General features: G+C 62.2%; 18 protein-coding genes. 13 read left to right on the forward strand and 5 right to left on the reverse strand.

Features of this window, described 5'->3' with window-relative positions; all coding sequences use genetic code 11:
* The first annotated feature begins 6 nt into the window (after positions 1–6).
* Genes HX830_RS22960 through HX830_RS22970 form a run of 3 tightly spaced genes read left to right on the forward strand, consistent with a single transcriptional unit; the run spans position 7 to position 4,308 of the window.
* Positions 7–1,131: a GNAT family N-acetyltransferase gene (locus tag HX830_RS22960; protein WP_177102783.1), complete on the forward strand. Its 1,125-nt coding sequence runs from the start codon at positions 7–9 to the stop codon at positions 1,129–1,131.
* Entirely contained in the window at positions 1,131–2,921 is a 1,791-nt protein-coding gene (locus tag HX830_RS22965; protein WP_177102785.1) for a sensor histidine kinase, read from the forward strand. The genes HX830_RS22960 and HX830_RS22965 overlap by 1 nt, the downstream gene beginning before the upstream one ends.
* The gene (locus HX830_RS22970; protein WP_152740917.1) at positions 2,911–4,308 is read left to right on the forward strand and encodes a sigma-54-dependent transcriptional regulator; all 1,398 of its coding nucleotides are present in this window, start codon (positions 2,911–2,913) and stop codon (positions 4,306–4,308) included. The genes HX830_RS22965 and HX830_RS22970 overlap by 11 nt, the downstream gene beginning before the upstream one ends.
* A gap of 134 nt (positions 4,309–4,442) precedes the next feature.
* Here HX830_RS22970 and HX830_RS22975 read toward each other — a convergent pair whose 3' ends face one another.
* Entirely contained in the window at positions 4,443–5,435 is a 993-nt protein-coding gene (locus HX830_RS22975) for an alpha/beta fold hydrolase (protein ID WP_103499385.1), read from the reverse strand.
* A 212-nt stretch (positions 5,436–5,647) separates the two neighbouring features.
* Here HX830_RS22975 and metR point away from each other — a divergent pair, with 212 nt between their 5' ends.
* A complete protein-coding gene (gene metR / locus HX830_RS22980; protein WP_103499384.1) occupies positions 5,648–6,565 on the forward strand; it encodes a transcriptional regulator MetR in 918 nt (305 codons plus the stop codon).
* 77 nt (positions 6,566–6,642) lie between these two features.
* On the opposite strand, the gene HX830_RS22985 is transcribed toward metR, so the two are convergent.
* Together HX830_RS22985 and HX830_RS22990 are read right to left on the reverse strand one after the other, a co-directional pair.
* On the reverse strand, positions 6,643–7,059 hold the full coding sequence (locus HX830_RS22985) for an NUDIX hydrolase (RefSeq protein ID WP_152740919.1): 417 nt from the start codon (positions 7,057–7,059) through the stop codon (positions 6,643–6,645).
* Positions 7,056–8,411, reverse strand: coding sequence for an HD domain-containing phosphohydrolase (locus tag HX830_RS22990; RefSeq protein WP_177102787.1), 1,356 nt, complete (start codon positions 8,409–8,411; stop codon positions 7,056–7,058). Before HX830_RS22990 ends, HX830_RS22985 begins: the two co-directional genes overlap by 4 nt.
* Before the next feature lie 238 nt (positions 8,412–8,649).
* Between HX830_RS22990 and HX830_RS22995 the strand changes: the two genes are divergently transcribed.
* From HX830_RS22995 to HX830_RS23015, 5 genes are all read left to right on the forward strand, one after another.
* Positions 8,650–10,911 (forward strand): GGDEF/EAL domain-containing response regulator, encoded by a 2,262-nt coding sequence (locus tag HX830_RS22995; RefSeq protein ID WP_177102789.1) that lies wholly within the window; start codon positions 8,650–8,652, stop codon positions 10,909–10,911.
* The gene (locus HX830_RS23000; protein ID WP_177102792.1) at positions 10,908–12,782 is read left to right on the forward strand and encodes a putative bifunctional diguanylate cyclase/phosphodiesterase; all 1,875 of its coding nucleotides are present in this window, start codon (positions 10,908–10,910) and stop codon (positions 12,780–12,782) included. Before HX830_RS22995 ends, HX830_RS23000 begins: the two co-directional genes overlap by 4 nt.
* A gap of 89 nt (positions 12,783–12,871) precedes the next feature.
* The gene (locus tag HX830_RS23005; protein WP_248746407.1) at positions 12,872–13,792 is read left to right on the forward strand and encodes a cytochrome-c peroxidase; all 921 of its coding nucleotides are present in this window, start codon (positions 12,872–12,874) and stop codon (positions 13,790–13,792) included.
* Positions 13,789–15,603 carry a DAHL domain-containing protein gene (locus HX830_RS23010; RefSeq protein ID WP_152740923.1) on the forward strand — a complete coding sequence of 605 codons (1,815 nt, stop codon included), beginning with the start codon at positions 13,789–13,791 and terminating at the stop codon, positions 15,601–15,603. Before HX830_RS23005 ends, HX830_RS23010 begins: the two co-directional genes overlap by 4 nt.
* Positions 15,600–17,006, forward strand: a complete 1,407-nt coding sequence (locus tag HX830_RS23015) for an ATP-binding protein (RefSeq protein WP_152740924.1) — start codon at positions 15,600–15,602, stop codon at positions 17,004–17,006. Before HX830_RS23010 ends, HX830_RS23015 begins: the two co-directional genes overlap by 4 nt.
* Positions 17,007–17,062: 56 nt before the next feature.
* Here HX830_RS23015 and HX830_RS23020 read toward each other — a convergent pair whose 3' ends face one another.
* Positions 17,063–18,388, reverse strand: a complete 1,326-nt coding sequence (locus tag HX830_RS23020) for an APC family permease (RefSeq protein WP_152740925.1) — start codon at positions 18,386–18,388, stop codon at positions 17,063–17,065.
* Between the two features lie 227 nt (positions 18,389–18,615).
* Positions 18,616–19,437, reverse strand: coding sequence for a carbon-nitrogen hydrolase family protein (locus tag HX830_RS23025; RefSeq protein WP_177102794.1), 822 nt, complete (start codon positions 19,435–19,437; stop codon positions 18,616–18,618).
* A 152-nt stretch (positions 19,438–19,589) separates the two neighbouring features.
* On the opposite strand from HX830_RS23025, the gene HX830_RS23030 reads away from it, so the two are divergent.
* The 4 genes from HX830_RS23030 (at position 19,590) to HX830_RS23045 (ending at position 26,317) form a co-directional block, all read left to right on the forward strand.
* Entirely contained in the window at positions 19,590–20,390 is an 801-nt protein-coding gene (locus HX830_RS23030; protein ID WP_152740927.1) for a helix-turn-helix transcriptional regulator, read from the forward strand.
* 356 nt (positions 20,391–20,746) lie between these two features.
* On the forward strand, positions 20,747–22,306 hold the full coding sequence (locus tag HX830_RS23035) for a glucan biosynthesis protein (protein WP_256350601.1): 1,560 nt from the start codon (positions 20,747–20,749) through the stop codon (positions 22,304–22,306).
* Between the two features lie 5 nt (positions 22,307–22,311).
* Entirely contained in the window at positions 22,312–24,609 is a 2,298-nt protein-coding gene (locus HX830_RS23040; RefSeq protein WP_177102798.1) for a glycoside hydrolase family 3 N-terminal domain-containing protein, read from the forward strand.
* An 88-nt stretch (positions 24,610–24,697) separates the two neighbouring features.
* Positions 24,698–26,317: an FMN-binding glutamate synthase family protein gene (locus tag HX830_RS23045; protein WP_103498366.1), complete on the forward strand. Its 1,620-nt coding sequence runs from the start codon at positions 24,698–24,700 to the stop codon at positions 26,315–26,317.
* The last annotated feature ends 12 nt before the right edge of the window (positions 26,318–26,329 follow it).

The raw sequence follows: 26,329 nt of genomic DNA on the forward strand, positions 1-26,329 counted from the left end.
AGACCCGTGATCAGCGCCCAAGCCTTCTCGACCATCGAGGCTATCGACCGTAACGCCTGGAACGATTGCTTTGTCGGCGTCCTGGAGAATTGGGAGTATTACCTGGCGGTGGAGAAAGCCGGCATCGAAGACTTTGAATGGCGCTACCTGGCGCTGTTCGAAGACGACCGTTTGCTGGCCGTCGCCCCCGCCTTCCTGACTTCCTACAAACTCGACACCACGGTGCAGGGTTTGGTTAAACGCATCACCGGCTGGATCAATCGATTCCTGCCGGGCTTGCTGAAATTTCCGCTCTACGCCATCGGCTCGCCGGTGGCGGAGCGCTGCACGGCCGGAACGGCCAGCCATGTACCGCCGGCACGGCGCCAGGCCCTGCTCGAACAGCTGCTCGCCCTGGCCCACGCTGACGCCCGGCAATTGGGTATCCGCCTGATCGCCGTCAAGGACGCCCCCAGCGACGACAACGACTGGCGCCGCAGCTGCAAGGCCGCCGGCTACCAGGCCATGCCCAGCCTGCCCAACGCGCTGCTGCCGATCCCGTTCGGCTCCATCGACGCCTACCTGGGGACCCTGGATAAGGCAACCCGCAAGGACCTGCGGCGCAAACTGCGAGCGCCCGGACCGCGAATCGAATGGCGACACAATATCGACGATGTGCTGCCACGGATCATGGAGCTGTACCAGGCCACGTTGGCGCGCAGCGAACTGCAATTCGAGCGGCTGCCGGCGGGTTACTTCACCCATGTGCTCGAACACATGGACGAACGCGCGGCCTGTGTCCTGTACTGGGCCGGCGAGCGCCTCGTGGCGTTCAACCTGGTGCTGTTCGACGGCGACCGCCTGATCGACAAGTTTTTCGGTCATGAGGTGAACCAAAGCCGCGAGCCCAATCTCTATTTCCGCAATTGGCTGGCCAATGTCGATTACTGCATTCGCCACCAGATCCCGGTCTACGAGTCAGGGCAAGCCGGTTATGCCAGCAAGATTCGCCTGGGCTGCAGCTTCCAGGGCAACAATATGTTTTTCCATCATCGCAACTGGCTGATCAACAATGTCCTCAGAGGGGTCAAACTGTTGGTTCGCCCGGATCGATTCGACCCTGCCATGTCTGCTGCGATAAGCGAAACCTGATGAGCACCACGCCAGAACGCCGCCGAAAACGACGCCCCTTCTCGATCTCGCGCTGGAGCGTGCAACGCAAGTTGTTGCTGGCGTTCTGGCTGGTCAGCGTGATACCGACCATGATTGCCGCGGAACTGGCGGCCACCACCCTGTCGCAGATTTTCGACAGCAACGTGCGCATCTGGCTGCAAGAGTCGACCAAAGTGGTCAAGGACGAGATCAGCGAGATCAAGCGTTCCAACGCCCGCGTCGCACAATTGTTCCTGCTCTACACCCGGCCGCCCAGCTCGCACCGCGCCGCCAAGCACGACAAGCTGACCGCCGACATCGCCGACGCCATGGGCATCGACCTGGTGGCGCTGGTGCGCAACCAGGACCACAAGGTGGTCTTCACCACCCAGCCGGATGATATCGTCTCGCAGATCAGTACCGCGCCCAACGCGGTGTTGCAGACCATTCAGATCGCTGGCGTGACCACCGGCGTGGTGGTCTCGACCTTCGACACCACCCAGGACGGCGTCGACTACCAGATGGTCATCGCCACCTACCTGGACAGCAGTTTCCTCAACAGCGTCGCCGATGTGCACTCCCTGGATCTGCGCCTGTACCTGGCCAACCCCCAGGGTTTTTCCGAGATATTCTCCACCCAGCGCTTCGAAGATCACCCCAGCAACGTGCCTGACAGCATCACCGACGTTCTGCGCGACACCCGCCAGCCCAGTGAAGTCTTCACCAACCGCTACAGCGGCCTGTACTGGCCGATCTTCAACGACACCGGCGACCTGCAGGGGGTGATTTTCAGCGGCCTGCTGCGCCATACCAGCCTGGTGGGCCTGGTCAACCAGAGCAACCTGTTCATCCTGATCTTCATGCTCGGTTCGGTGCTATCGCTGAGTGTCGGCTGGCTGGTCTCGCGGCGCCTGACCCTGCCCTTGCGCGGCCTGGCCGAAGGCGTCAGCGCGGTGATTTCCGGCGACTACAGCAAGCGTATCCCGGTGACCGGCAGCGACGAGCTGTCGGAACTGAGCAACACCTTCAACCACATGACCGAACGCCTGGGCGAGCTGCATCACCTCGAAGCCCAGCTGCGCCGCCGCGACCGCTTGCACGCCCTGGGCGAAGTCGCCATGGGCCTGGCCCACGAAATCCGCAACCCGCTGGGCATCATCAAGACCGCCACGCAGTTGCTGCACCGCCGCGCCAACCTGCCGGACACCGACAAGCGGCACCTGGAATACGTGATCAGCGAGGTCTCGCGGATCAACGACCTGATCACCGAATTCCTCGATTTCGCCAAGCCCAGCGCACCGATTCGCGCGCTCTACCCGGCCCGCGAGCTGGCCGAGGAAATCCTCGGTTTCTGCGCTCCGGAACTGGCGATCCACAATATCGACGCGCAGATCGACGACCAGGCGCCCGGCGCCACCCTGTATGCCGACTCCCGGCAGTTGAAACAGGCCTGCCTGAACCTGATCCTCAATGCCATCGACGCCATGCCCAAGGGCGGGCGCCTGACCATTGGCATTGCCAAGGACCCGCGCTACACCATCATCAGTGTGACCGACACCGGCCAGGGCATCGAGCCGGACATGATCGAACGTATTTTCACGCCGTTCGTCACCACCAAGGCCTCGGGCACCGGCCTGGGCCTGGCGAAGGTCTATTCGATCATGGAAAACCATGACGGGCGTATCGAGTGCATCAGCGAAAAAGATGCCGGCGCGACCTTCAACCTGTACATTCCGGCCCATGGTGGCGACCTGGACCACGAGGATGAGGAAGAAGACGATGACGCATAACGTCCTGGTGGTCGATGACGAGCCCAAGCTCTGCGATCTGCTGAGCTCGGCATTGAGCCAGAACGATATCCGGGTCTTCACCGCCGGCAACGGCCTGGAAGCCCTGGTGGTGCTGGAACAGGAAGAAATCGACCTGGTCATCAGCGACTGGCGCATGCCCGGCATGGACGGGCCGCAGTTGCTCTCGGAGGTCAAGCTGCGCTACCCGCAGTTGCCGGTCATCGTGATGACTGCCTACAGCACCGTGAAAAATGCCGTGCAATCGATGCGCAACGGCGCCTTCGACTATATCGCCAAGCCGTTCGACATCGACGAGCTGGACATCACCGTCAACAAGGCCCTGCAATTTCGCGACATCCTGCGGGACAATGCGCGCCTGCGCGCCGAGCTCGACGAACACCAGCAGATCGACAGCCTGGTGGGCGACAGCCCGACCTTCCGCCGGGTCCTGCAAGCCGTGGACTCGGTGCGCGAAAGCAACGCCACGATCCTGCTGACCGGCGAGAGCGGCACCGGCAAGGAAATGGTCGCCCGGGCCATCCACAAGCATGGCAACCGCGCCGATATGCCGTTTGTCGCGGTCAACTGCGCGGCGATTCCCGAAGGCTTGCTGGAAAGCGAGATGTTCGGCCATCGCAAGGGCGCCTTTACCGGGGCCGTCGCGGACCGTGTCGGACGTTTTATGCAGGCCGACAAGGGCACGCTGTTTCTCGATGAGATCGGCGATATGCCGCTGGCGTTGCAAGCCAAGATCCTCCGTGCGCTGCAAGAGCGGATCATCGAGCCGGTGGGTGATCCCCGCGAGCGCAAGGTCGACGTGCGGGTGATTGCCGCAACCAACAAGAACCTGCTGCAAGCGGTGGCCGACAAGGAGTTTCGCGAAGACCTGTATTACCGCCTGAACGTCTTCCCGATTCCCCTGCCCGCCCTGCGTGACCGGGTCGAGGACATCGCCCCGCTGGCCCGGCATTTCGCCCATACCCTGGGCGCCACGGCCGGCAAGCGCATCGACGGTTTCAGCGCGCAAGCCTTGCAGGCAATGCTCAACTACCCCTGGCCAGGGAATATCCGCGAACTGCAGAACTGTGTGGAGCGAGCGACCATCGTCGCGGCCGGGCACGTGATCGAAGAGAGTGACCTGCCGGCTTACCTGTTCGAGTCGACGCCGCCCCAGAGCAGCGCCAGCCCGCTACCCGGCGTTGCCCCCGGCCTGCCGAAAGACCTCGACGCGGCCCTGGCGGACGTGGAGAAGGCTTATATCCTCGCGGCCCTGCAGGAAAGCAATGGCGTGCAGGCGGCCGCGGCGCAGTTGATCGGGATTTCCGAACGCAGCTTCTGGTATCGCCTGAAGAAGCTGGCGATCCACGTCGACAAGATCATCCGCTGAAGCGGGTTCGGAAAGCCCCGCATAACCTGTAGGAGCGTGGCTTGCCCGCGAAGAGGCCCTTGAGACCGCTAAAAGCTTCGCGGGCAAGCCACGCTCCTACAGGACGGGGTTGGCCGCGATAACGATGAGTTCCCTCAGAGCTGTGCCCAGCGACTGACATCCGCCTGATGCAGACGCAGGTATGGCAGCACCGCCGCCAGCAACGGCGCCTTGAACGCCTCCTGGAAACGATGGGCCATCCCCGGCACCAACACCAGTCGACTGCCCTGGATATGCGCCGCCAGGTGCACGCCGTGCATCACCGGCAGCAACGGATCGGCCGTGCCATGGACCACCAGGGTCGGCACCCGCAGTTGATTGAGCAACGGCACCCGGCTCGGCTCGGCGAGAATCGCCATGATCTGGCGCTTCACCCCTTCCGGATTGAAGGCACGGTCATAGGAGGCCGCCGCCTGCTGCAACAGCTTGTTGCGGTCGTCGCGCACCTCCGGGCTGCCCAGGGCCGCCAGCAGATCGGCCTGCTGCTCGATCGCCACTTCACGGTTCGGCGCGCTGCGCCGCGAGAGCAACTGCACCAGTGCCGCACTGGGCGCCGGCAAGCCCTCGGCACCGGAACTGCTCATCACCAGGGTCAGGCTCTCGACCCGCTCCGGCGCCATCGCTGCCACGTGCTGGGCGATCATCCCGCCCATGCTCGCACCCAGCACATGGAACTGCTGGATCTGCAACGCATCCATCAGGCCCAGGGCATCGCCGGCCATGTCAGTCAGGGTATAAGGCGCCGCCACCGGCAAGCCGAGCTTGTAGCGCAACACCTCGAAGGTCAGGTTGGCGCTGGCCGGCGCCTGGCGCCAGGTGGACAGGCCGACATCGCGATTGTCATAGCGAATCACCCGGAACCCTTGCTGACAGAGCGCGACCACCACCTCGTCCGGCCAGTGGATCAGTTGCCCGCCCAGCCCCATCACCAGCAGCAAGGCCGGATCCGAGGCACGCCCGATACTCTGGTAGGCCAGGCTGACCTTTTCCAGTTCGACCTGTTGGGTCGGAACATTGACATCACATCTTGAAGCCGCAAAAGACGGCAGGCCGAACAGTAGTGCGGCCAGGAAAATTACTACACGCATGAAAACACCGAAACGCAGAACCCCATTGAGGCGCGAGTTTGATGTTATTTGTTCAACGGCGCTGCCACAGTTCAGTGACAGTTTGATGAAGATTGCCGAGTGACACCCGAAGGTAGGCTTACCGGCGACAGCGCTCCTGTCGACAGCCAGGGCAACATGAGACAAACTCATACCCTTCCCGTCACTCACAAAATCTACTCATGGAGTCCCAGGTGCTGGAAATCCGTCACTTGAAAACCCTTCACGCGCTGCGCGAAGCCGACAGCCTGGTAGAGGCCGCCGAACGCCTGCACCTGACCCAGTCGGCCCTGTCCCACCAGTTCAAGGAACTGGAAGAGCGCCTGGGCATGCCGTTGTTCGTGCGCAAGACCAAACCGGTGCGCTTCACCAGCGCCGGACTGCGCCTGCTGCAACTGGCCGACGCCACCTTGCCGCTGCTGCGCGGGGCGGAGCGGGATATCGCGCGCCTGGCCGGCGGCACCGCCGGCCGCCTGCACATGGCGATCGAATGCCACAGTTGTTTCCAGTGGCTGATGCCGACCATCGACCAGTTCCGCGATGCCTGGCCGGAAGTGGAACTGGACCTGGCCTCGGGATTTTCCTTCGCCCCGTTGCCGGCCCTGGCCCGTGGCGACCTGGACCTGGTGGTGACCTCCGATCCGCTGGAACTGGCGGGCATCACCTACGTGCCACTGTTCACCTACGAAGCCATGCTGGCGGTGGCCAACCAGCATGCCCTGGCCAACAAACCCTATATCGTGCCCGAGGACCTGCTCAAGGAAACCCTGATCACCTACCCGGTGGAACGCGATCGGCTGGATATCTTCACCCGCTTCCTGGAACCGGCCGACGTCGAGCCGGCGCAGGTGCGCACCTCCGAGCTGACGGTGATGATGATGCAATTGGTGGCCAGCGGCCGTGGTGTCTGCGGCATGCCGCACTGGGCGCTACACGAATACAGCTCGCGGGGCTACGTCAAGGCCAAGCGGCTGGGCGAGAAAGGCCTGTTTGCCACGCTGTATGCGGCGGTCCGCACCGACATGCTCGATGCGCCCTACATGCGCGACTTCCTGCTGACGGCCAAGGACACTTCGTTCTCGACCCTCGATGGGGTCAGCGCGGTACGCTGAAGCCCCGCAGCGTCGTCGGCGCTCGCGCGTCACCCGCCGCGGCGCGGTTCCAGCAGCCACCGCGGCGCCATGAAACATCAGGCGCCGGGCACCCGCGAAGCACGATAAAACGGCAGGATCAGATCCCGTGTCAACGGCGCGAGAAACAAGCCGCCATCGCCAGCGGGGTCGATCCAGACCACTTCTTCGATCTCGGCGGCGGGCTCCGGCGCCATGCCGGTATCCACCCGGAACAACTCGGCAACCACCTCGTGACCCGGCTCATTGGCCGCCTGAGCTGCGAACCGGCCGAGGTAGGTGGCGGCAGCCGTGTCGATGACCAACCCCAACTCTTCTTCCAGTTCACGGGCCAGGGCATTGACCGGTTGCTCGTGGGCTTCGATCTTGCCACCCGGCTGCATGAAGGCCTGGGTACCGCGTTTGCGCACCAACAGGGTACGGCCATCGGGACCGATCAACAGGGCGGCGGCAATGCGGATAGTCTTGCAGGTCATTCAGCCTGTTCCAGCAGCGCCTGGATTTCTTCCGGAATCTTGACGAACACACTGTACTTGGCGCCCTCCATGGATTCGAAGGCAATCAGCTTCTCCACCAGCGCCGCGCTGAGGAGCTTGCCGGCGTTGAGCAGCAGCATGCCGTTGTCGGCATTGAGGTTGCGCGCCAGGATCATCCCGGCCACCAGTTCGCGGGTGCTCAGGACCTTGACCGACGGGTCGCCCAGGGTCACATCGTTCAGGTACTCGGCACAGACCTTGACGAAGTCCTCGACCAGGCCCGGGTCGTAGAGTTTGCCGGCGTACTTGCGAATAAAGAGCAGTGCCTCGTCGCTGTTCATCTGCCGTTCGAGAATCAGGCCACGCTGCAACTCGATAAAGTCCACCGCCAGCTTCAACACCCGCGACCCGAGGGGAATAGCCTCGCCCCTGAGGTGGTCGGGAAACCCCGTGCCGTCCCAGCGCTCCTGATGATGCAGAATCAGCCGGGCCGCATCCTGCATCGGCTCCAGGGTCATCAACAGCGACTCGCTCTGCTTCGGATAACCGCGATAACGCTCGCGATCAGTGTGGTGCAACAGGTCGGCCGGCGCGCCCATCATGCTGTCGGTCCAACTCATCTTGCCGATATTGTGCAGGGCCGCGGCCATGGCCAGGTCGCGGCTGGTCGCCTCATTCATGACATGGACCTTGCAGTAGACCTTGACCAGATCGATGATCGCCCGGTTGGTCTGCTTGTCCTTGGGCAGGCGCCACTCGACCATCCGCGAGAACACCTCGGCCGTGACGGCGTAGCTGCGCTTGAGTTCTTCATAGGCCAGGTCAAGCATGTCGGCGGTCTGCTGGACTTCGCTGGTGCGCGCGATCACGCGCTTTTCCAGGGTCGAATTGAGCGACTGCAACTGCCGGTTCTGCTCGCGGACCAACAGCTGCAGGCGCTGGCGCTCACGCTCCGAATGCTGGAAGGCCAGGCCCTGGGTGAGGGTCATCAACAGCTCTTCATCGTTCCAGGGTTTACTCAGGTAACGGTAGATCCGCCCTTCGTTGATCGCCTTGGCGATCATGTCCAGGTCGGCATAACCGGTCAGCAGGATCCGCAGGCAGGCCGGATACAGCTCATGAATCCGCGCCAGCAGGGTGGCACCATCCATATTCGGCATGCGCGCATCGCTGATCACCAGGTCGATGGGCTGCTCGGCCATGATTTCCAAGGCACGGGCGCCGCTGTCGGCAAGGAACAGTTCATAACCCTGGCTGCGCAGCAAACGGCGCAGGCTGTTGAGAATCGACTCTTCATCGTCGACCAGCAGGACACGGGGTTTGATCACGACTTCAACTGCGGATTCATCCATGGAGCACCTCATGTCTGCGTGTGGCTTCTATCCAGGGCCCCTTGAACAGCCGACGGTCCCTGTCTTTTGCGCTAAGGGTAGATGTTCGACCATCAATTGGCATCATGTTTATCAGCAAATCAGCTCAAGCCGATCTATGCTGCAAGCAATCCAGCGCGCCACAGCCAGCGTGGTTATCAGGAAAGGAACTCCGCATGAAGTCGGTACATCCCGCGGTCAGTATGACCGGAGCCTTGCGATGAGCAGCCCCGCGGGGGGCGCCAATCGCCGCATCCTGATCATCGACGACACGCCGTCGATCCACGAAGACTTTCGCAAGACCCTCTGCCCGGAAGAAGTCGAAGACCATTTGCAAATGGCTGAGCAAGCCTTGTTCGGCGACGCCGTCGCCCGCAAGGTCGAGTGTTTCGAGCTCGATTCGGCCTTCCAGGGCCAGGAAGGCCTGGCCAAGGTCGAGCAGGCCCTGCTGCAAGGGCAGCCTTACGCCATGGCTTTTATCGACATGCGCATGCCGCCGGGCTGGGACGGCCTGCAAACCCTCGAACGGCTCTGGCAGGTCGACCCCAAGTTGCAAGTCGCGCTGTGCACCGCCTATTCCGATTATTCCCTGGAAGAGATGAACGAGCGGGTCGACATGGGCGATCGCCTGCTGATCCTGAAGAAACCTTTCGATGCCATCGAGATTCGCCAACTGGCCAGCACCCTGACCGTCAAATGGCAGATGACCGAAGACGCCGCGCTGAAAATGGACCAGCTCGAACAGGCCGTCGAAGAACGCACCCGCGAGCTGTCCGACGCCAACATCATCGTGCAGAACAGCCCGACCCTGCTCTATCGCCTGCGCGGCGAGCCGTCGTTCCCGCTGATGTACATCTCCCACAACATCACCAAGTTCGGGCATTCGGCCGAAGGCCTGCTGGCCTCGGCCGACTGGGCCGCGGAGTTGATCCACGGCGACGACCAGGAGAAGGTCGACGCGGCCATGGCCAAGGTCCTCGACAAGGACGCCGAGGGGGCGTCCATCGAGTTTCGCCTGCGTACCGGTGACGGTCAGTTGCGCTGGGTGGAAAACCGCTACGTACCGGTCCGCGACCCGGAAGGACGCCTGCTGGAAGTCGAAGGCATCATCATCGACATCACCGAACACAAGCTCGCCGAAGAGAAAATCGCCCTGCTCGCCCGCACCGACGGGCTCACCGGGCTGGCCAACCGCTCGACCCTGATCGAGCGCCTGCACCAGAGCTTTGCCGGCGCCCGGCGTGGCGCCTCGTCGTTCGCGGTGTTCTACCTGGACCTGGATCACTTCAAGCGCATCAACGACACCCTCGGGCATCCGGTGGGCGACCTGCTGCTGCAGGAAGTCTCTCGACGCATCCTGGCCTGCACCCGGGAAAACGATGTGGTGGCGCGCCTGGGTGGCGATGAGTTCGCGGTGTTGCAGATGGAAATGCTCGACCCGGCGCAATCCGGCGCCCTGGCGAGCAAGATCCTCAAGGCCCTGGTGGAGCCTTACCAACTGGAAGGCAATGAAGTGCGGATTTCGGCCAGCGTCGGCATCAGCACCTATGCCCAGGACAGCGAAAGCGCCGACAGCATGCTGGTCCAGGCCGACATGGCGCTGTATCGCTCCAAGGACAGCGGGCGCAACCAGTACCATTTCCATTCCGAGGAGATCAACCAGGAAGTCATCGACCGGGTCGCCATCACCCAGGACCTGAAAAAGGCCATCGAACAGAACGAACTGGAACTGCACTACCTGCCGGAAGTCGACCTGGGCAGCGGCAAGATCCTCGGCATGGAGGCGCTGGTGCGCTGGAACCACCCCGAGCGCGGCATACTCGGCGCCGACCAGTTCATCCCCGCCGCGGAAAAGACCGGCACCATTGTCGCCTTGGGGCGCTGGGTACTGGAACAGGCTTGCCGGCAGATGCACCAATGGCGCAGGGACGGCATGGCTCCGCCGGTGATTGCCATCAACCTGTCTCTGGCCCAGCTCAAAAGTGGCGGCGAACTGATTCGGGACGTGCTCGAGACCACCGGCAAATGGGGGTTGTCGCCCGCGGACCTGCAGTTCGACGTCACCGAAGCGACCCTGGCCCACACCAAATGGACAAAGAACGACGTACTGCCCAAGCTGCGCGAACTCGGCGTAAAGATCGCCATCGACGATTTCGGCACCGACTACTCGTCCTTCGACTACCTCAAGACCTACCGCGTCAACCACCTGAAGCTGGCCCAGTCGCTGATCAACCACGCGAGCCAGGACGTGGAAAGCGCTACCACCTTGCGGGCAATCATCAACTTTGCCCGCGAAGTGGGGATCGGCATCATCGCCGAAGGCGTGGAAACCCAGGAGCAACGCCATTCATTGATGGCCGCTGGCTCACCGATGACGGCCCAGGGCTATTACTTCAGCAAGGCCGTCGATAGCCAACGTGCCAGCGAGCTGCTGCACGCCGGTCATATCGCTCCTCGCCCAATGCCGGAGATCCGCCTATGAACCGCGCAGCCGGTGCCGCCAACAAGCGCATCCTGATCATCGACGATACCGCGTCGATCCATCAGGACTTTCGCAAGATCCTCGGGCCCGAGCAGGAGGACGAACTGAGCCTGGACTCCACCGAACACCTGCTGTTCGGCACCACTCGCCCACAGCGCCAAAGCTTCGAGATCGATTCCGCCTATCAGGGGCAGGAGGCGCTGGAGCTGGTGAAGCTGGCCCTGGCCGCCGAGAACCCCTATGCCATGGCCTTTCTCGACATGCGCATGCCACCGGGCTGGGATGGCCTGGAAACCATCGAGCAACTGTGGGCCGTCGACCCGGAGTTGCAAATCGCCCTGTGCACCGCCTACTCGGATTACTCCTGGGAGTCCATGGACGAACGCGTCGCCTTCGGTGACCAACTGCTGATCCTGAAAAAGCCTTTCGACGCCCTGGAAATTCGTCAGATGGCCAGTGCCCTGACCTGGAAGTGGCAACTGGCGCGGGACATGGCCTTGAAGATGGCCACTCTGGAGCGAACCGTCGAGGAGCGGGTCCAGGAACTGCTGCAGGTTTCCCGGTTGCTGCAATTCGATGTGCTCACCGAACTGCCCAACAGCACCCTGCTCGGCGACCGCCTGGGCCAGGCCATCGCCCTGGCCAAACGGCACGGCGAACAGGTGGCGGTGATGTTTATCGGGCTGGATCGCTTCAAACGCATCAACAATGCCCTGGGCTATCCGGCGGGTGATGAAATGCTCAAGCATGTCGCCGACTGCCTGGTCGGGGCGTTGCGCCGATCAGACTCGGTGTTTCGTTACCGCTCCGATGAGTTTGTCCTGGTGCTGCCCGAGTTCCTCCACCCGCAACAGACCCGTGGCACCGCCGAGAAAGCCCTCGCGGCAGTCAATACGCCCCATGAAGTCGCCGGCCATGGCCTGCGCGTGACCGCGAGCCTGGGTATCAGCCTCTACCCCGACGATGGCGAGGACCCGCTGGTACTGGTCAAGAAAGCCGAAGCCGCCATGCGCAACGTCAAGGAACAGGGCGCCAACAACTTCGGCTTTTTCATCGAGGACCTGAACCTGCGGGCCCGCGAGCATCAATCCATCGAGTCCGGTATTCGCCTGGCCCTGGAGCGTAACGAGTTCGTGCTGCACTACCAACCCAAGCTGGACCTAAAGACCGCCAAGGTGGTCGGTGCCGAGGCGCTGATCCGCTGGCAGCATCCCGAACGCGGCCTGCTCCACCCCGCGGATTTCATCCCGGTGGCCGAAGACAGTGGCCTGATCGTCCCATTGAGCAGTTGGGTGTTGCGCCAGGTCTGCCTGCAAGGTCGGGCCTGGCAGGATCAGATCAGCGAACCGCTGATCCTGTCGCTCAATATCTCGGCAATGGACTTCCGCCAGCGCGATTTCCTCGACAGCATCCGCCAGATACTGGAAGAAACCGGCATGGAGCCGACCCGGCTGGAGCTGGAAATCACCGAAAGCGTGTTGATGCAGAATGTCGACCACACCATTGCAACCCTGAAAGCCATCAAGACCCTGGGTATCCGCCTGGCCATCGACGATTTCGGCACCGGCTATTCGAGCCTCAGCTACCTGCAACGTTTCCCCATCGATGTACTGAAGATCGACCAGTCGTTCGTCCGAGACCTCAATGGCGACAGCAACGACGCCGCGCTGGTGAGCGCGATCATCAGCCTGGGCAAGAGCCTGCACCTGAACGTCATCGCCGAAGGCGTGGAAACCCAGGACCAGTTGTCCTTCCTCAAGGCCCATGACTGCGAGGAAGGCCAGGGTTACTACTTCAGCAAGGCGGTCGAAGCCGAGACTTTCCTGAGCCTGTTGCAGGACAAGCGCTTCGAACGACCGGCACAGACCTGACCCCGGAATCCGCCTCTTTTGCCAAGGACATGCTCATGATGCCTCGCGCACCGCTGTCGTTGCTGGCGAGATCGCTCGCCTGCTGCGGGATGTTGCTCTGCACACCCCTGGTCGCCGCGCCGCTGGACGAGCCGCTCAAGCCATTGCCGGATATCCCGGTGCAGGATCCGCGCAAAGTCGAGCTGGGGCGCCAGTTGTTCAATGAAAAGCAACTGTCGATCAATAACACCACGTCCTGCGCCACTTGCCATCACCTGGAGCAAGGCGGGGCGGACGACAAACCCTTTTCCATCGGTTTCCAGGGCGGCAGCCTGGGCATCAACACCCCGACCGTGCTCAACGCCGCGCTGAACTTCAAACAGTTCTGGAACGGTCGCTCCGAAACCCTGGAGGCGCAGATCGAAGAGGTGGTGAAAAGCCCGATAGAAATGGGCAATACCTGGCCCCATGTGGTCGAGACCCTCAACCAGACCCAGAGTTACAAGGAGGCCTTCAGCGAGGCGTATAAGGATGGCGTGACCATCACCAACGTGCAGAATGCCCTGGCCAGCTACGAGCGCAGCCTGCTGACCCCCAACTCGCGCTTCGACCAGTACCTCAAGGGCAATACCGACATCCTGACCCTCGACGAGAAATACGGTTATCAGCGTTTCAAGGACTACGGCTGCATCGCCTGCCACCAGGGGGTCAATATCGGCGGCAACATGTTCCAGAAGTTCGGCGTGATGGGCGACTACTTCAAGGCCCGGGGCAACCCTACCGAGGCCGACCTGGGGCGCTTCCTGGCAACCGGGGAAGAAGACGACCGCAACGTGTTCAAGGTCCCCAGCCTGCGCAACGTCGCACTGACCGCGCCGTATTTTCACGATGCCTCGGCCAAGACCCTGGAAGACGCCGTCCATATCATGTTCACTTACCAACTGGGACGTGTCCCGTCCACCGAGGACATCCGCCTGATCGTGCTGTTTCTCAAGACCCTGACCGGCGAACTGGGAGGTAAACCGCTATGACGCAGACCAGCGGCTTCCTGAACCGGGTCCTCCTGCCGCGCCTGGCCCTTCTGCTCGTGGCGATGCTGGGGCTTCTATACATCATGGCCGACACCGACGCGACCCTGGACTATGCCCGTTGCCGTGACCTGATCAGCCGGGTCAAACAGCTGGATGCACAATGGGACGCCGAGATCCTCAAGGCCCGGATCGCGGTGGCGCGTAATTACGATCCGCTGGTCAAGCCCCCGCAGGAAATGCGCCAACTCCTGCAAACATTCACGCCCATCGATCCCGGCCAGGAACATAAAGCCGCCGAAGCCTGGAAGGACCGCCGGGACACCCTGGCCCAGGCGCTCGACGAAAAAGCCCGACTGGTCGAACAGTTCAAATCCCGCAACGCGATACTGCGCAACTCCCTGGCCTTCCTGCCGACCGCCGAAGACGATATCCAGCACCAGCTCAGCGAACTGCAGGACCAGGACAAACTGATGCTCCAGGACATGTCCAACGACATCTACGACCTGCTGCTCAGCGCCCTGGAGTTCGCCCAGACCACCACCGACGAACGCGCCCACAGTATCGAACTGGGGCTCAATCAAGTGATGATCGACACACAACGCCTGCCGCCCTCGTTCAATGAGCCGGTGCAAATCCTGCTCAACCACGTCAACCTGATCCTGCGCGAACAACCCAAGGTCAACACACTGATCGAAGAGATCGACGCCGTGCCGGTCTCCGAAAGCCTGGACGCCATCACCGACCAACTGAACCAGGAGCAGCAAAAGGCCGATCAGATCAACCAGCGCCATCATTTGTACCTGTTGATTTTCTCGGCCCTGCTGCTCGTCCTGCTGCTGTACCTCGCCAGCCGCCTGATCCGCAGTTATGCCGAAATCAACCGGGTCAACCGCGCCCTGCAAGTCGCCAACACCGATCTTGAGCAACGCGTCGAGCGACGTACCCAAAGCCTGCGCGAGGCCCAGAGCGAACTGATGGAAAGCGCGCGCCTGGCCGGCATGGCCGAGATCGCCACCAACGTGCTGCACAACGTCGGCAACGTGCTCAACAGCGTGAACATCTCCGCCGACCTGGTGGCACGCAAGTTGCGCAGCAGCAAGGCCCAGGGCCTGGCCAAGGCGGTGACGATGATCAACGAGCACAAGCACGATCTCGGCGAGTTCATTACCAGCGACGAACGTGGCAAGCTGTTGCCCGGGTATCTCAACCAACTGGTCGAGGTCATTGCCGCGGAACAACAGAGCATGGGCGACGAACTGACCCAGTTGAGCAAGAGCGTCGACCATATCAAGGACATCGTCTCGACCCAGCAATCCTATGCCGGTGTCTCGACCATGGAGGAGCCGCTGCATATCCGCGATCTGCTCGAGGACGCGCTGCGCATGAACTCCGGAGCCCTGAGCCGGCATAACGTCACGGTGATCCGAGAATACGAGGACGTGCCCCGGGTGATGGCCGACAAGCACCGCTTGCTGCTGATCCTGATCAACCTGATCAGCAACGCCAAGCAGGCCATGGCCAACCTCGCCGACCGTCCGCGGGAAATCACCCTGCAAGTCCGGGCGATCGAGGACAACACCTTGCGCATCAGCGTCAAGGACGCCGGCGAAGGTATCCTGCCGGAAAACATGACGCGGATCTTTGCCCATGGCTTCACCACCCGCAAGGACGGCCATGGCTTCGGCCTGCACAGCTGCGCCCTGGCCGCGATCGAAATGAAAGGGCACCTGACCGCCCACAGCGACGGCCCCGGAAAAGGCGCCGTCTTTACCCTCGAATTGCCCTTGAAAACCGCCGTGGGGGCTGTATGAACACACTCCGCAACCGCCGTATCCTGCTGGTCGACGACACCCCGTCGATCCACGAGGACTTTCGCAAGATTCTCACCCCCCTGGTCGACGAGTCGCCGGACCTGGACCTGATGGAAGCCGCGCTGTTCGGCCAGGAGGTCAAGACCAGCAGCGTCCTGCCGTTCGAACTCGACTCGGCCTATCAGGGCCAGGAAGGCCTGCAGAAGGTCGAGCAGTCGGTGGCTTGTGGAAAGCCCTACGCCCTGGCCTTCGTCGACATGCGCATGCCCCAGGGCTGGGACGGTGCCGAAACCATCGAACACCTGTGGCAGGTCGACCCCAACCTGCAAGTGGTGGTCTGCACTGCCTACACCGACTATTCCTGGGACGAGCTGCTGGAACGCCTGCACGGTCACGACCGGCTGGTGATCCTGAAAAAGCCCTTCGACAATATCGAAGTCCAGCAATTGGCCAATACCCTGACCAATAAATGGGAAATGACCGAGCGCGCCAACCTGCAGATGCACCGACTGGAAGAGTTGGTCGAGCAACGCACCCTGGCGCTCAAGCAGACCAGCCTGGCCTTGCAGCATGAGATCGACGAACGCAAGCAGTTGGAAGGACAACTGGTGCAATCGGAAAAGCTCGCCTCCCTCGGCCAACTGGCCGCCGGCGTCGCCCACGAAATCAACAATCCCATCGGCTTCATTTCCTCGAACCTGGGGACCCTGGAGGGCTATTTCGGCAAGCTGCTGGAAATGCTCCAGGCCTATCAGAACGCCGAGGAAGGGGTCGCCGCCCCCGAGTTGCGGGCACGCTTGAAGGACCTGCGCGAACGGGTCGAGCTGGATTTCCTCGAAGAGGATATTCCGTTGCTGATCAAGGAATCCAAGGAAGGCATCGGCCGGGTCGGGCAGATCGTCAAGGACCTGAAGAACTTCTCCCGGGTCGATTCGAACCAGGAGTGGCAATGGAGCAATCTGCAACAGGGCATCGAATCGACCCTGAACATTGTCGCCAACGAACTCAAGTACAAGGCCGATGTGGTCAAGGACTACGCCGCACTGCCGGAGATCGAGTGCCTGGCGTCGCAGATCAACCAGGTGATCATGAACCTGGTGGTCAACGCCGCCCAGGCCATGGGGCCGGAGCGCGGCACCATCACCCTGCGGGGCGGCAGCCTCGGCGAAAGGATCTGGCTGGAAGTGGCCGACACCGGCTCGGGCATGGCGCCCGAGACCGTGCAGAAGATCTTCGACCCGTTCTTCACCACCAAACCCATCGGCCAGGGCACGGGCCTGGGCTTGTCACTGTCCTATGGCATCGTGCAGAAGCATGCCGGGCAGATCACCGTGCGCAGCGAGGTGGGCGTGGGCACCACGTTCAGGATCGAATTGCCGATCCGCCAGAGCAAGGCTGCCTGACCATCCCCTGTGGGAGCTGACTTGTTGACGATGGTGACCTCCAGGCCCTCAAGGCATCAGGCCGCTTCCTGGAAATCCATTTCCGGCGGTTGTTTGCGGAAACCACCGGTCAGGAAGCCCAGGTACACCAGGCCGGCCGCCAGCCAGCTCAGGCCCAGGTAGATCGCCAGGTGATCGAGGCTGATCATCAGCCACAGATCCGCCACCAGGCCGATCAGCGGGCACACCAGGAACAGCAGCAGCTCACGCGGTCCACGTTTTTCGCCACCGATCCAGTAGTGGAAAATCACCGACAGGTTCACCAGGCTGAAGGCCAGGAACGCACCGAAGTTGATGAACGAGGTGGAGGTGGTCACGTCCAGTTTCAGCGCCAGCAAGGCCACCACCGCACACAGCAGGATGCTGTTGACCGGCGTACCGAAACGCTCATGCAAGGTGCCGAAGAACGACTTCGGCAACACCCCGTCGCGGCCCATTGCATACAGCAGGCGCGAACCGCTGGCCTGGGCCGACAGACCCGAAGCGAACTGACCGACGATCAGGCCGATCAGGAAGATCGTGACAAACAGATCGCCACCGATATTGCGGGCGATTTCATAGGCAGCCGAATCGACGTTGTCGAACACGAACGACGGATGAGCCAACTGCACGAAGTACGACACCCCAACGAAGATCAGGCCGCCGATCAGGGTGATCAGCATGATCGCCCGCGGAATGGTCCGGCGCGGATCGCGGGTTTCTTCGGTCAGGGTACTCACCGCATCGAAGCCCAGGAATGAATAGCAGGCAATCGCCGCGCCGCTCATGATCAGGGGCATCTGCATATCGCCGCTGAGAAACGGTGCCATCGTCCACAACGGCTTGCTGGCGTCACCGCCGATGTAGTGGATCGCCAGGGCGACAAAGGCCACCAGCACCAGGAACTGCACCAGCATCAGCAAGGCATTGATACCGTTGGCCAGGCGCAGGCCGACAATATTGATCACGCTGGTGATGCCGATAAAGGCCAGCACCCAGACCGCTTGCGGCACCGAGGGGAATGCCGAATTGAGGTACGCCGCGCCGATCAACCAGATCGCCATGGGCAGGAACAGGTAATCGAGCAACACCGCCCAGCCGGCAATAAAGCCCAGCTTGGGGCTGATGGCCTTGCGCACATAGCTGTAGGCCGAGCCGGCCACCGGAAAGGCGGCGGCCATGCGCCCGTAGCTCATGGCGGTGAAGAACATCGCCACCAGCGCGGCGAGATAAGCGGCCGGAACCATGCCGGCCGTGGACTGGGCAAGAATGCCGAAAGTGCCGAGGACAATGATCGGCGTCATATAGGCGATGCCGAACAGCACCACCGACCCCAGTGAAAGGGTGCGTTGCAAACGAGCCATGAGGCGACTACTCCGAATGTTATTGGATTTATGGCAGAGCCGAGTTCGGCAAGGTTGGAGCGGTACTACGAAATTCTTGTTTTGAAAAAAAACCCTGAGAACACCGGGAACCTGTAGGAGCAGGGCTTGCCCGCGAAGCTTTTAGCGGTCTCAAGGGCCTCTTCGCGAGCAAGCTCTGCTCCTACAGTCCTATGCGCCTGGAAGTCCGGATTTCCAGGCGGAGTCAGTCAATCCTTGGGAATCAGCAACTCCCTCGCCCCGTTGGCATGCTCGATGACCTCGCCCGGCAAACGCAGGCGCTGGTCATCCAGATAGCGATAGTCACGCCGTGCCGCCGCCAGTTGGCTCAGGTCCAGTTGCACCGTGAATTGCCCTTCCTCACGTCCGGCTTCGAACAGCAGGCTGCCAAACGGATCCACCAGCGCGCTGCCACCGGCGAACAACAAGCCGCCGTCGCCCTCCTCGACCCGGTTGACCATCAGCGCGAACGCCTGGTTTTCCTGGGCACGGGCCATGATCGCGGTGCGGTGGGTCGGGCCGTAGGGGTCCATGTTGCCGTTGGTGACGATCAACAACTCGGCGCCCAGTTGCGCCAGGGCCCGGGCGGTTTCCGGGAACTCGATGTCGTAGCAGATCAACAGGCCGACGCGGATGCCGTTCCACTCAGTGGTGACGTAGCGATCGCCAGCGGTGAATACGCCACGATCCGAGGCCCACAGATGGGTCTTGCGATAGCGCAGGGCAATGCCTTCGGGGGTGATCAGCAAGGTGGTGTTATAGAACTGCCCGGCGTCGTTTTCGGCGACGCCAATCACCACCGCCAGGTTGCGTTCCCGAGCGGCCTGCTGCACAGCCTGGACGGTCGGGCCATCCAGCGGCTCGGCGACAGCGGCCACGGTCTCGGCGGACGGAAAGCCCATCAGGTGGGTTTCCGGGAACACGATCAACTGCGTATCGGCGGCGCAGGCCGCGATGGCCGCCAGGGCGCGCCCGAGGTTGTAGGCGGTATCGTTGTCCCGGCCCGCAAGCTGGGCAAATTCGACCTTCATGGATTTTTCCTTGTTTTCTATAGCCGGCCAGGCTCAATGACGGCGCCGAGCTGGCAGAATGAGTGCCCGGCCATTGTGTGTGGGTCCAGTATGCGCACCGGGGGTGGGCCGTGGGAATTACGCGGCCGGGGTAACCTGATAGGGGTAGATGAATGACACTGATCCTGGACGACATCGCCTGGCACCGTGCGATGGGGCAAATGATCGAGGCCCTCGACAGGCCGAATTTCTGGACGCAACTGGTGCGCCTGCTCGACCAGTACGTGACCTTCGACAGCTGGGTGGTGCTGCTGTTCAGCAACGGCCGGCACCCGGAAGTGTTCGCCGAATGCCCGGGCGAGGACGGCGGCCCGGATCAGTTGTTCCAGGATTACCTGCGCGGCCTGTACCTGCTCGATCCCTTCTACATCGCCAGCCGCGAACAGCAACGCACCGGCCTGTACCGCCTGCCGGAGGTCGCGCCGGAGCATTTCGAACTGACCGAGTACTACCAGCGCTACTTCCGCCTGAATGTGGTGGCCGATGAAATCCAGTTCAACTGCCAGCTCGACGGCGACCGTACCTTGTGCCTGTCGCTGGGTTCCACCACGCCTTTCAGCGCCGAGCAGATCGCCCTGCTCTCCTTGATCCAGCCCTGGGTCCTGGCGCTGCTGCGCCAACGCCTGCCCTATGAAACCCACGAAGCCGTGACCCAACCGAACACCGCCGGGCAAGTCGACTGGCGCACACAACTGGAAGCCTCGGTGCAACAGCTCAAGGGCGCGCAACTGACTGCCCGTGAACTGGATGTCGGGCGGTTGATGCTCAGCGGTTGTTCAAGCAAGGAAATCGCCCGCAAGCTGGAAATTTCCATCGAGACCGTCAAGGTCCACAAGAAGCACATGTACAGCAAATTGGGGATCAAATCCCAGTCGGAGCTGTTCTCGATATTCCTGCAGGCCCAGCGGGCCTGAGCCATCCAATAGCTCAATGGCTGGATAACCGCCGGTCAGAAATGATCACGACCTGTCATTTCTGACAGTAGACAACCGGCCGGTCCTGATCGAACACTTCCCTCACGAACTGATGGAGTTGCTGTACGCCGACTGCTTGCCTGTACGAAAGGAAAAGACGCCAGGACCGATCCCCATGGGAGCGGTCCCCGCCAGGGACAGGGGAGCCAGTGAATTCGAGCGTTGACGCTTGCGTTTTCACTGATCATTGTCGGCGGGCCACCATGTTTACACGTCGCTCTTTCCTGGCATTTGCAGCACTTTCCCCCTTGTTCGCCGCACTGGGTCCACGACAGTCGGCATTGGCCGATGAACCGCTGAAATTGGGCGACCCGGCCCCCTTCTCCTTCGACAGCCTGATCAAACGCGCCGAAGAAACCGCCCTGAAACCTTATGTACTGACACCCACGGTGCCGGTACAACTGCTGTCCAGAATCGACTACGAAGCCCACGGCAAAATCAGATTCAATCCGGACCATGCGCTGTTTGCCCGCGGCCCCGGACAATTTCCAGTGACCTTCTTCCACCTGGGGACGTTTTTTCGTTTTCCCGTGCGGATGCACCTCGTCAAGCAAGGCAACGCACAGGAAATCCTCTACGACGAAGCGTATTTCGATATGCCCGCCGACAGCCCGGCGCGACAGCTCCCGGCCAACAGCGGGTTTGCCGGCTTTCGTATCCAGGAAAGCCGGCTGGGTCATGAGAAAAACCTCGACTGGCAACAGAACGATTGGCTGGCATTTCTGGGCGCCTCGTATTTCCGCGCGATTGGCGAGTTGTACCAATACGGCCTTTCGGCGCGCGGCATCGCGCTGGAGGTCGCACAGGCCAGCACTGCCGAAGAGTTTCCCAACTTCTCGAATATCTGGTTCGAGTCCCCGAGCGATGACCACAGCCGGAGCATGACCCTTTACGCGCTGCTCGAGGGCCCGAGCATTTGCGGCGCGTATCGGTTCGTGATCCAGCGCGACAAAGGAGTGGTCATGGATATCGAGACGGCGCTGTTCCTGCGCCAGAACGTCGGCCGCTTCGGTATCGCCCCGTTGACCTCCATGCACTGGTTCAGCGAAGCCGCCAAACCGACCGCCGCCGACTGGCGTCCCGAAGTCCATGACTCCGACGGCCTCGCGCTCTGGACCGGCAGCGGCGAGCGTATCTGGCGCCCGCTGAACAATCCGCCGCGCACCATGGCCTCGGCCTTCAGCGACCAGCACCCCAAGGGCTTCGGCCTGCTCCAGCGCGACCGCAACTTCGACCACTATCTGGACGGCGTGCATTACGAGCGGCGCCCCAGCCTTTGGGTCGAACCGCTCGGCGACTGGGGCGAGGGCAGCGTACAACTGGTGGAGATCCCCACCGACGACGAGATTCACGACAATATCGTTGCCATGTGGGTCCCCAAGGAGCCTGCCGAGGCGGGTAATCGCTACCGTTTGAGCTATCGCCTGCACTGGCTGGCGGACGAACCCTATCCCTCCCCCCTCGCCCGGTGTGTGGCGACGCGCCTGGGCAACGGCGGTCAGCCCGGTCAACCGCGACCCAAGGGTGTGCGCAAATTCGTCGTCGAGTTCAAGGGCGCGCCGTTGGAAAAACTGGCTTCGGGAGTCAAGCCCGAAGCCGTGCTCGGATCATCGAGAGGGACCTTTTCCAATGTGTTCACCGAAGCGGTGCCGGATGGCGTGATCGGCCACTGGCGGGCCGAGTTCGATTTGAGCGTCGAAGGGCAGGACCCGGTGGAAATGCGCCTGTTCCTGCGCCTGGACGACAAGACACTGTCGGAAACCTGGCTCTATCAGTACCACCCGTTCGACTCCCGGCCCGGGGCGATTGCCCGACAGGCGTCGGAAATCACGGCACTGCCCGGGCACAGGGTCTGAATGTCATGAGTCTCTTTCGCTTGATCCTGGCAGCGCTGTCAGTAGCCTGCGTCGTGGGCGCTTATGCGCGGGCCGAGTCGTTGTCCGACAAGCAGCAGTTTATTGAACAATTGCTCACGCAGATGACACTCGAAGAAAAAGCCGGGCAACTCACCCAACTGGGCGTACAGAAACACCCCACCGGCCCGGTAGTGGAAGACGGCGGCGAAGAGGCGATACGCAGTCCCGGGGTCGGTTCCCTGCTCGGGGCCTACGGTGTGCGGGACACCCGCCAGTTACAACGCCTGGCCGTGGAACAATCGCGCCTGCATATCCCCCTGTTGTTCACGTTCGATGTGATCCATGGTTTTCGCACGATTTTCCCCGTGCCGCTGGCCGAAGCCTCGGCCTGGGACCCGGATCTGGCACAACGCACCGCCCGTGCCGCCGCCATTGAAGCCAGTGCCAGCGGCGTACACTGGACCTACGCCCCCATGGTCGATATTGCCCGAGATCCCCGTTGGGGACGCGTCGTGGAAGGGGCCGGAGAAGACCCCTTCCTCGGTGCCGCACTGGCCGTTGCACGGGTGCGCGGCTTTCACGGGAACGGGCCACCCGACCCGTCCACCTTGCTGAGCACCGCCAAGCATTTCGTCGGTTACGGTGCCGCCGAGGGCGGGCGAGACTACAACACCAGCGATCTCTCAGAACGCACCCTGCTCGAAACCTACCTCCCACCCTTTCGCGCCGCCGTGCAAGCCGGGGTGGACGCCATCATGCCTGGATTCAACGAGTTGGCCGGCGTCCCCATGCACGCCAATGGTCCCTTGCTCAAGGACAGGCTACGTGAGCAGTGGGGCTTTAACGGCATCGTGGTCAGCGACTTCACCGGTGTGCGGGAACTGATGCAGCACGGTATCGCCGCCACACCGACCGCGGCGGTCAGGCTCGCCTTCGCGGCCACGGTGGATATCGATATGGTCAGCGGTCTCTACGCCCAGGAGTTACCGGCCATGGTGCGCAGCGGCCAAATCCCGCAACGTGCCCTGGACGATGCCGTACGCCGTGTACTGGAGGCCAAGCAACGGCTTGGGTTGTTCGAGGATCCTTATCGTTACAGCAATGCAGATCGTGAAAAAGCCAGTCTGCTGACCCCCTCAACACGCGCCCTGGCCAGGGAGGCCGCCCAGAAATCCATGGTGCTGTTGAAAAACGACGGGGCCTTGTTGCCCTTGCACAAGGACCTGGCAAAACTCCTGGTGGTAGGCGCGCTTGCCGACGACAGACTCTCCACCCTCGGCCCCTGGTCAGGAGATGGGCGCGCCGAAGAATCGATCAGTATTCTGCAAGGCATCAAACAGGCGGTTTCGCCCGCCACGCGGGTGGTCTACCTACCCGGGGCGTCGCCCGATGACGCCGACCTCTCCGGCATCGACAAGGCACAGCAAGCGGCCGCCGACGCCGATGTGGTGATTGCCGTGCTCGGCGAGCGCGCGGACATGAGCGGAGAAGCCCACAGCCGCTCCTCCCTCGGTTTACCCGGGGCCCAGGACGCCCTGCTGGCCCAACTGGTCGAAACCGGCAAGCCCCTGGTGGTCATCCTCATGAACGGTCGCCCGCTGGCCATTCCCAGGATGGATGCACAGGTCCCGGCGATTCTCGAGGCCTGGTTCCTGGGCAGCGAAATGGGCAACGCCGTGGCCGATGTCCTGTTCGGCGACGTCAACCCCAGCGGCAAACTGCCCATCACCTTTCCACGCACGGTAGGACAAGTACCCATCTACTACGGCCACAAGAATACCGGACGACCACCCAGTGACGAAGAGCCCTACACATCGACCTATATTGACCAGTCCTGGAAACCGCTCTATCCCTTCGGTCATGGACTGAGCTACACGAGCTTCGCCTACGACCCACCCCAGCTCAGCAGCACCCGACTGACCGCCGATGACACCTTGCAAGTCAAGGTCACGGTCCATAACACCGGGGAGCGCGAGGGTGAAGAAATCGTGCAACTCTACCTGCGCGACAATGTCGCCAGCGTGACCCGCCCGGTACGCGCCCTGCGCGGCTTTACCCGGGTGAAACTGAAACCGGGCGAGGCCCGTACACTGGACTTCCTGCTCGACAAGGACGACTTTGCCTTTCTGGACAACTACTATCTGCGACGGGTGGAGCCTGGTACGTTTACCGTCTACATCGGGGGCAGCTCCGCCACCGACAATCAGGCAAGCTTCGAAGTGACCCGCCTGGCCCGGGTGGTCGGCCTCGGCTCGGCCATCCCGCGCATGCTGCGCACACCCGCGAACACACCCCACGAGTGACAGGGATTTCGGTGACACACTTTGTATCGCTTTCCCGAGAGGTGCAGAATGCCAGACCTCCCGACGAGTCCGAACCAAAGGAAACCGTATGAGCCTGTCCCTTCTGAGCCGCTACGCCTTCTTTGCCGGTTGTGTGATCTTCACCCTCGCCAGCTTGCCGTTCCTGGCGTATGACTGGCTGTGGCCGTTCACCCTGCTGACCGGCTGCCTGAGCCTGCTGGGCCTGTTTGACCTGCTGCAAAGTCCCCACGCGGTACGCCGCAACTACCCGATCCTGGGCAATATCCGTTACCTGGTGGAAGGCATCCGCCCGGAAATCCGCCAGTACCTGCTGGAATCCGACAGCGATGCCCTGCCCTTCTCCCGTTCCCAACGCTCGCTGGTGTATTCGCGGGCCAAGAACGAAAGCGCCGACAAGCCCTTCGGCACCCTGATCGACGTGTACCAGGGCGGTTTCGAATTTATCGGCCACTCCATGCGCCCGGCGCCGCTGAGCGACCCGAGCAGCTTTCGCGTCATCGTCGGCGGCCCGCAGTGCAAGCAACCGTACTCGGCCTCGGTGTTCAATATCTCGGCGATGAGCTTCGGCTCCCTGAGCGCCAACGCCATCCGCGCCCTGAACCAGGGTGCCAAGCTCGGCAACTTCGCCCATGATACCGGCGAAGGCAGCATCAGCCCCTACCACCGCGAGAATGGCGGCGACCTGACCTGGGAACTGGGCAGCGGTTATTTCGGCTGCCGCACCGCCGATGGTCGCTTCGACCCGGAACGCTTCGCCGCCCAGGCCCAGACCCCGCAGGTGCGGATGATCGAAATCAAGATGAGCCAGGGCGCCAAGCCCGGCCATGGCGGCATCCTGCCCAAGCACAAGGTAACCAAGGAAATCGCTGAAACCCGCGGCATCATGATGGGCGAAGACTGCGTATCGCCATCACGGCACAGTGCGTTTTCCACACCGGTCGAGATGATGCATTTCATCGCCCAGTTGCGTGAGCTGTCCGGCGGCAAGCCGGTGGGCTTCAAGTTCTGCCTGGGCCACCCGTGGGAATTCATGGGCATTGCCAAGGCCATGCTGGAAACCGGCATCCTCCCGGACTTTATCGTGGTCGACGGCAAGGAAGGCGGCACCGGCGCGGCACCGGTGGAGTTCACCGACCATATCGGCGTACCGATGCGCGACGGCCTGCTGTTCGTCCACAACACCCTGGTGGGCCTGAACCTGCGGGACAAGATCAAGCTCGGCGCCAGCGGCAAGATCGTCAGCGCCTTCGATATCGCCAGCGTGCTGGCCATCGGCGCCGACTGGGCCAACTCGGCGCGGGGCTTCATGTTCGCCATCGGTTGCATCCAGTCGCAGAGCTGCCATACCAACAAGTGCCCGACCGGTGTGGCGACCCAGGACACCTTGCGTCAACGCGCTCTGGTGGTGCCGGACAAGGCCCAGCGGGTGTTCAACTTCCACCGCAATACCTTGAAGGCGCTGGCCGAAATGCTCGCGGCGGCGGGGCTCGATCACCCTGCGCAGTTGGAGGCCAAGCACTTGGTACGGCGGATGTCGGCGACCGAGATCAAGCTGTTCTCGCAGTTGCATGTGTTCCTCAAGCCGGGTGAATTGCTCACTGGAGAGGTGAACGGCGAGTTCTATTCACGTATGTGGCAGATGGCGCGGGCCGATAGCTTCGAACCCAATGAAATGGCCGTCGCGTAAAAAGAGTAAAAG

Source organism: Pseudomonas gingeri (assembly GCF_013385425.1).
Classification (GTDB): Bacteria; Pseudomonadota; Gammaproteobacteria; order Pseudomonadales; family Pseudomonadaceae; genus Aquipseudomonas; species Aquipseudomonas gingeri_D.

Bases quoted from the DNA above. Each gene is read 5' to 3' on its own strand.
- HX830_RS22965 (WP_177102785.1), top strand. From the start codon at position 1,131: ATGAGCACCACGCCAGAACGCCGCCGAAAACGACGCCCCTTCTCGATC.
- HX830_RS22970 (WP_152740917.1), top strand. From the start codon at position 2,911: ATGACGCATAACGTCCTGGTGGTCGATGACGAGCCCAAGCTCTGCGAT.
- HX830_RS22975 (WP_103499385.1), bottom strand. From the start codon at position 5,435: ATGCGTGTAGTAATTTTCCTGGCCGCACTACTGTTCGGCCTGCCGTCT.
- HX830_RS22985 (WP_152740919.1), bottom strand. From the start codon at position 7,059: ATGACCTGCAAGACTATCCGCATTGCCGCCGCCCTGTTGATCGGTCCC.
- HX830_RS22990 (WP_177102787.1), bottom strand. From the start codon at position 8,411: ATGGATGAATCCGCAGTTGAAGTCGTGATCAAACCCCGTGTCCTGCTG.
- HX830_RS22995 (WP_177102789.1), top strand. From the start codon at position 8,650: ATGAGCAGCCCCGCGGGGGGCGCCAATCGCCGCATCCTGATCATCGAC.
- HX830_RS23000 (WP_177102792.1), top strand. From the start codon at position 10,908: ATGAACCGCGCAGCCGGTGCCGCCAACAAGCGCATCCTGATCATCGAC.
- HX830_RS23005 (WP_248746407.1), top strand. From the start codon at position 12,872: ATGTTGCTCTGCACACCCCTGGTCGCCGCGCCGCTGGACGAGCCGCTC.
- HX830_RS23010 (WP_152740923.1), top strand. From the start codon at position 13,789: ATGACGCAGACCAGCGGCTTCCTGAACCGGGTCCTCCTGCCGCGCCTG.
- HX830_RS23015 (WP_152740924.1), top strand. From the start codon at position 15,600: ATGAACACACTCCGCAACCGCCGTATCCTGCTGGTCGACGACACCCCG.
- HX830_RS23020 (WP_152740925.1), bottom strand. From the start codon at position 18,388: ATGGCTCGTTTGCAACGCACCCTTTCACTGGGGTCGGTGGTGCTGTTC.
- HX830_RS23025 (WP_177102794.1), bottom strand. From the start codon at position 19,437: ATGAAGGTCGAATTTGCCCAGCTTGCGGGCCGGGACAACGATACCGCC.
- HX830_RS23030 (WP_152740927.1), top strand. From the start codon at position 19,590: ATGACACTGATCCTGGACGACATCGCCTGGCACCGTGCGATGGGGCAA.
- HX830_RS23040 (WP_177102798.1), top strand. From the start codon at position 22,312: ATGAGTCTCTTTCGCTTGATCCTGGCAGCGCTGTCAGTAGCCTGCGTC.
- HX830_RS23045 (WP_103498366.1), top strand. From the start codon at position 24,698: ATGAGCCTGTCCCTTCTGAGCCGCTACGCCTTCTTTGCCGGTTGTGTG.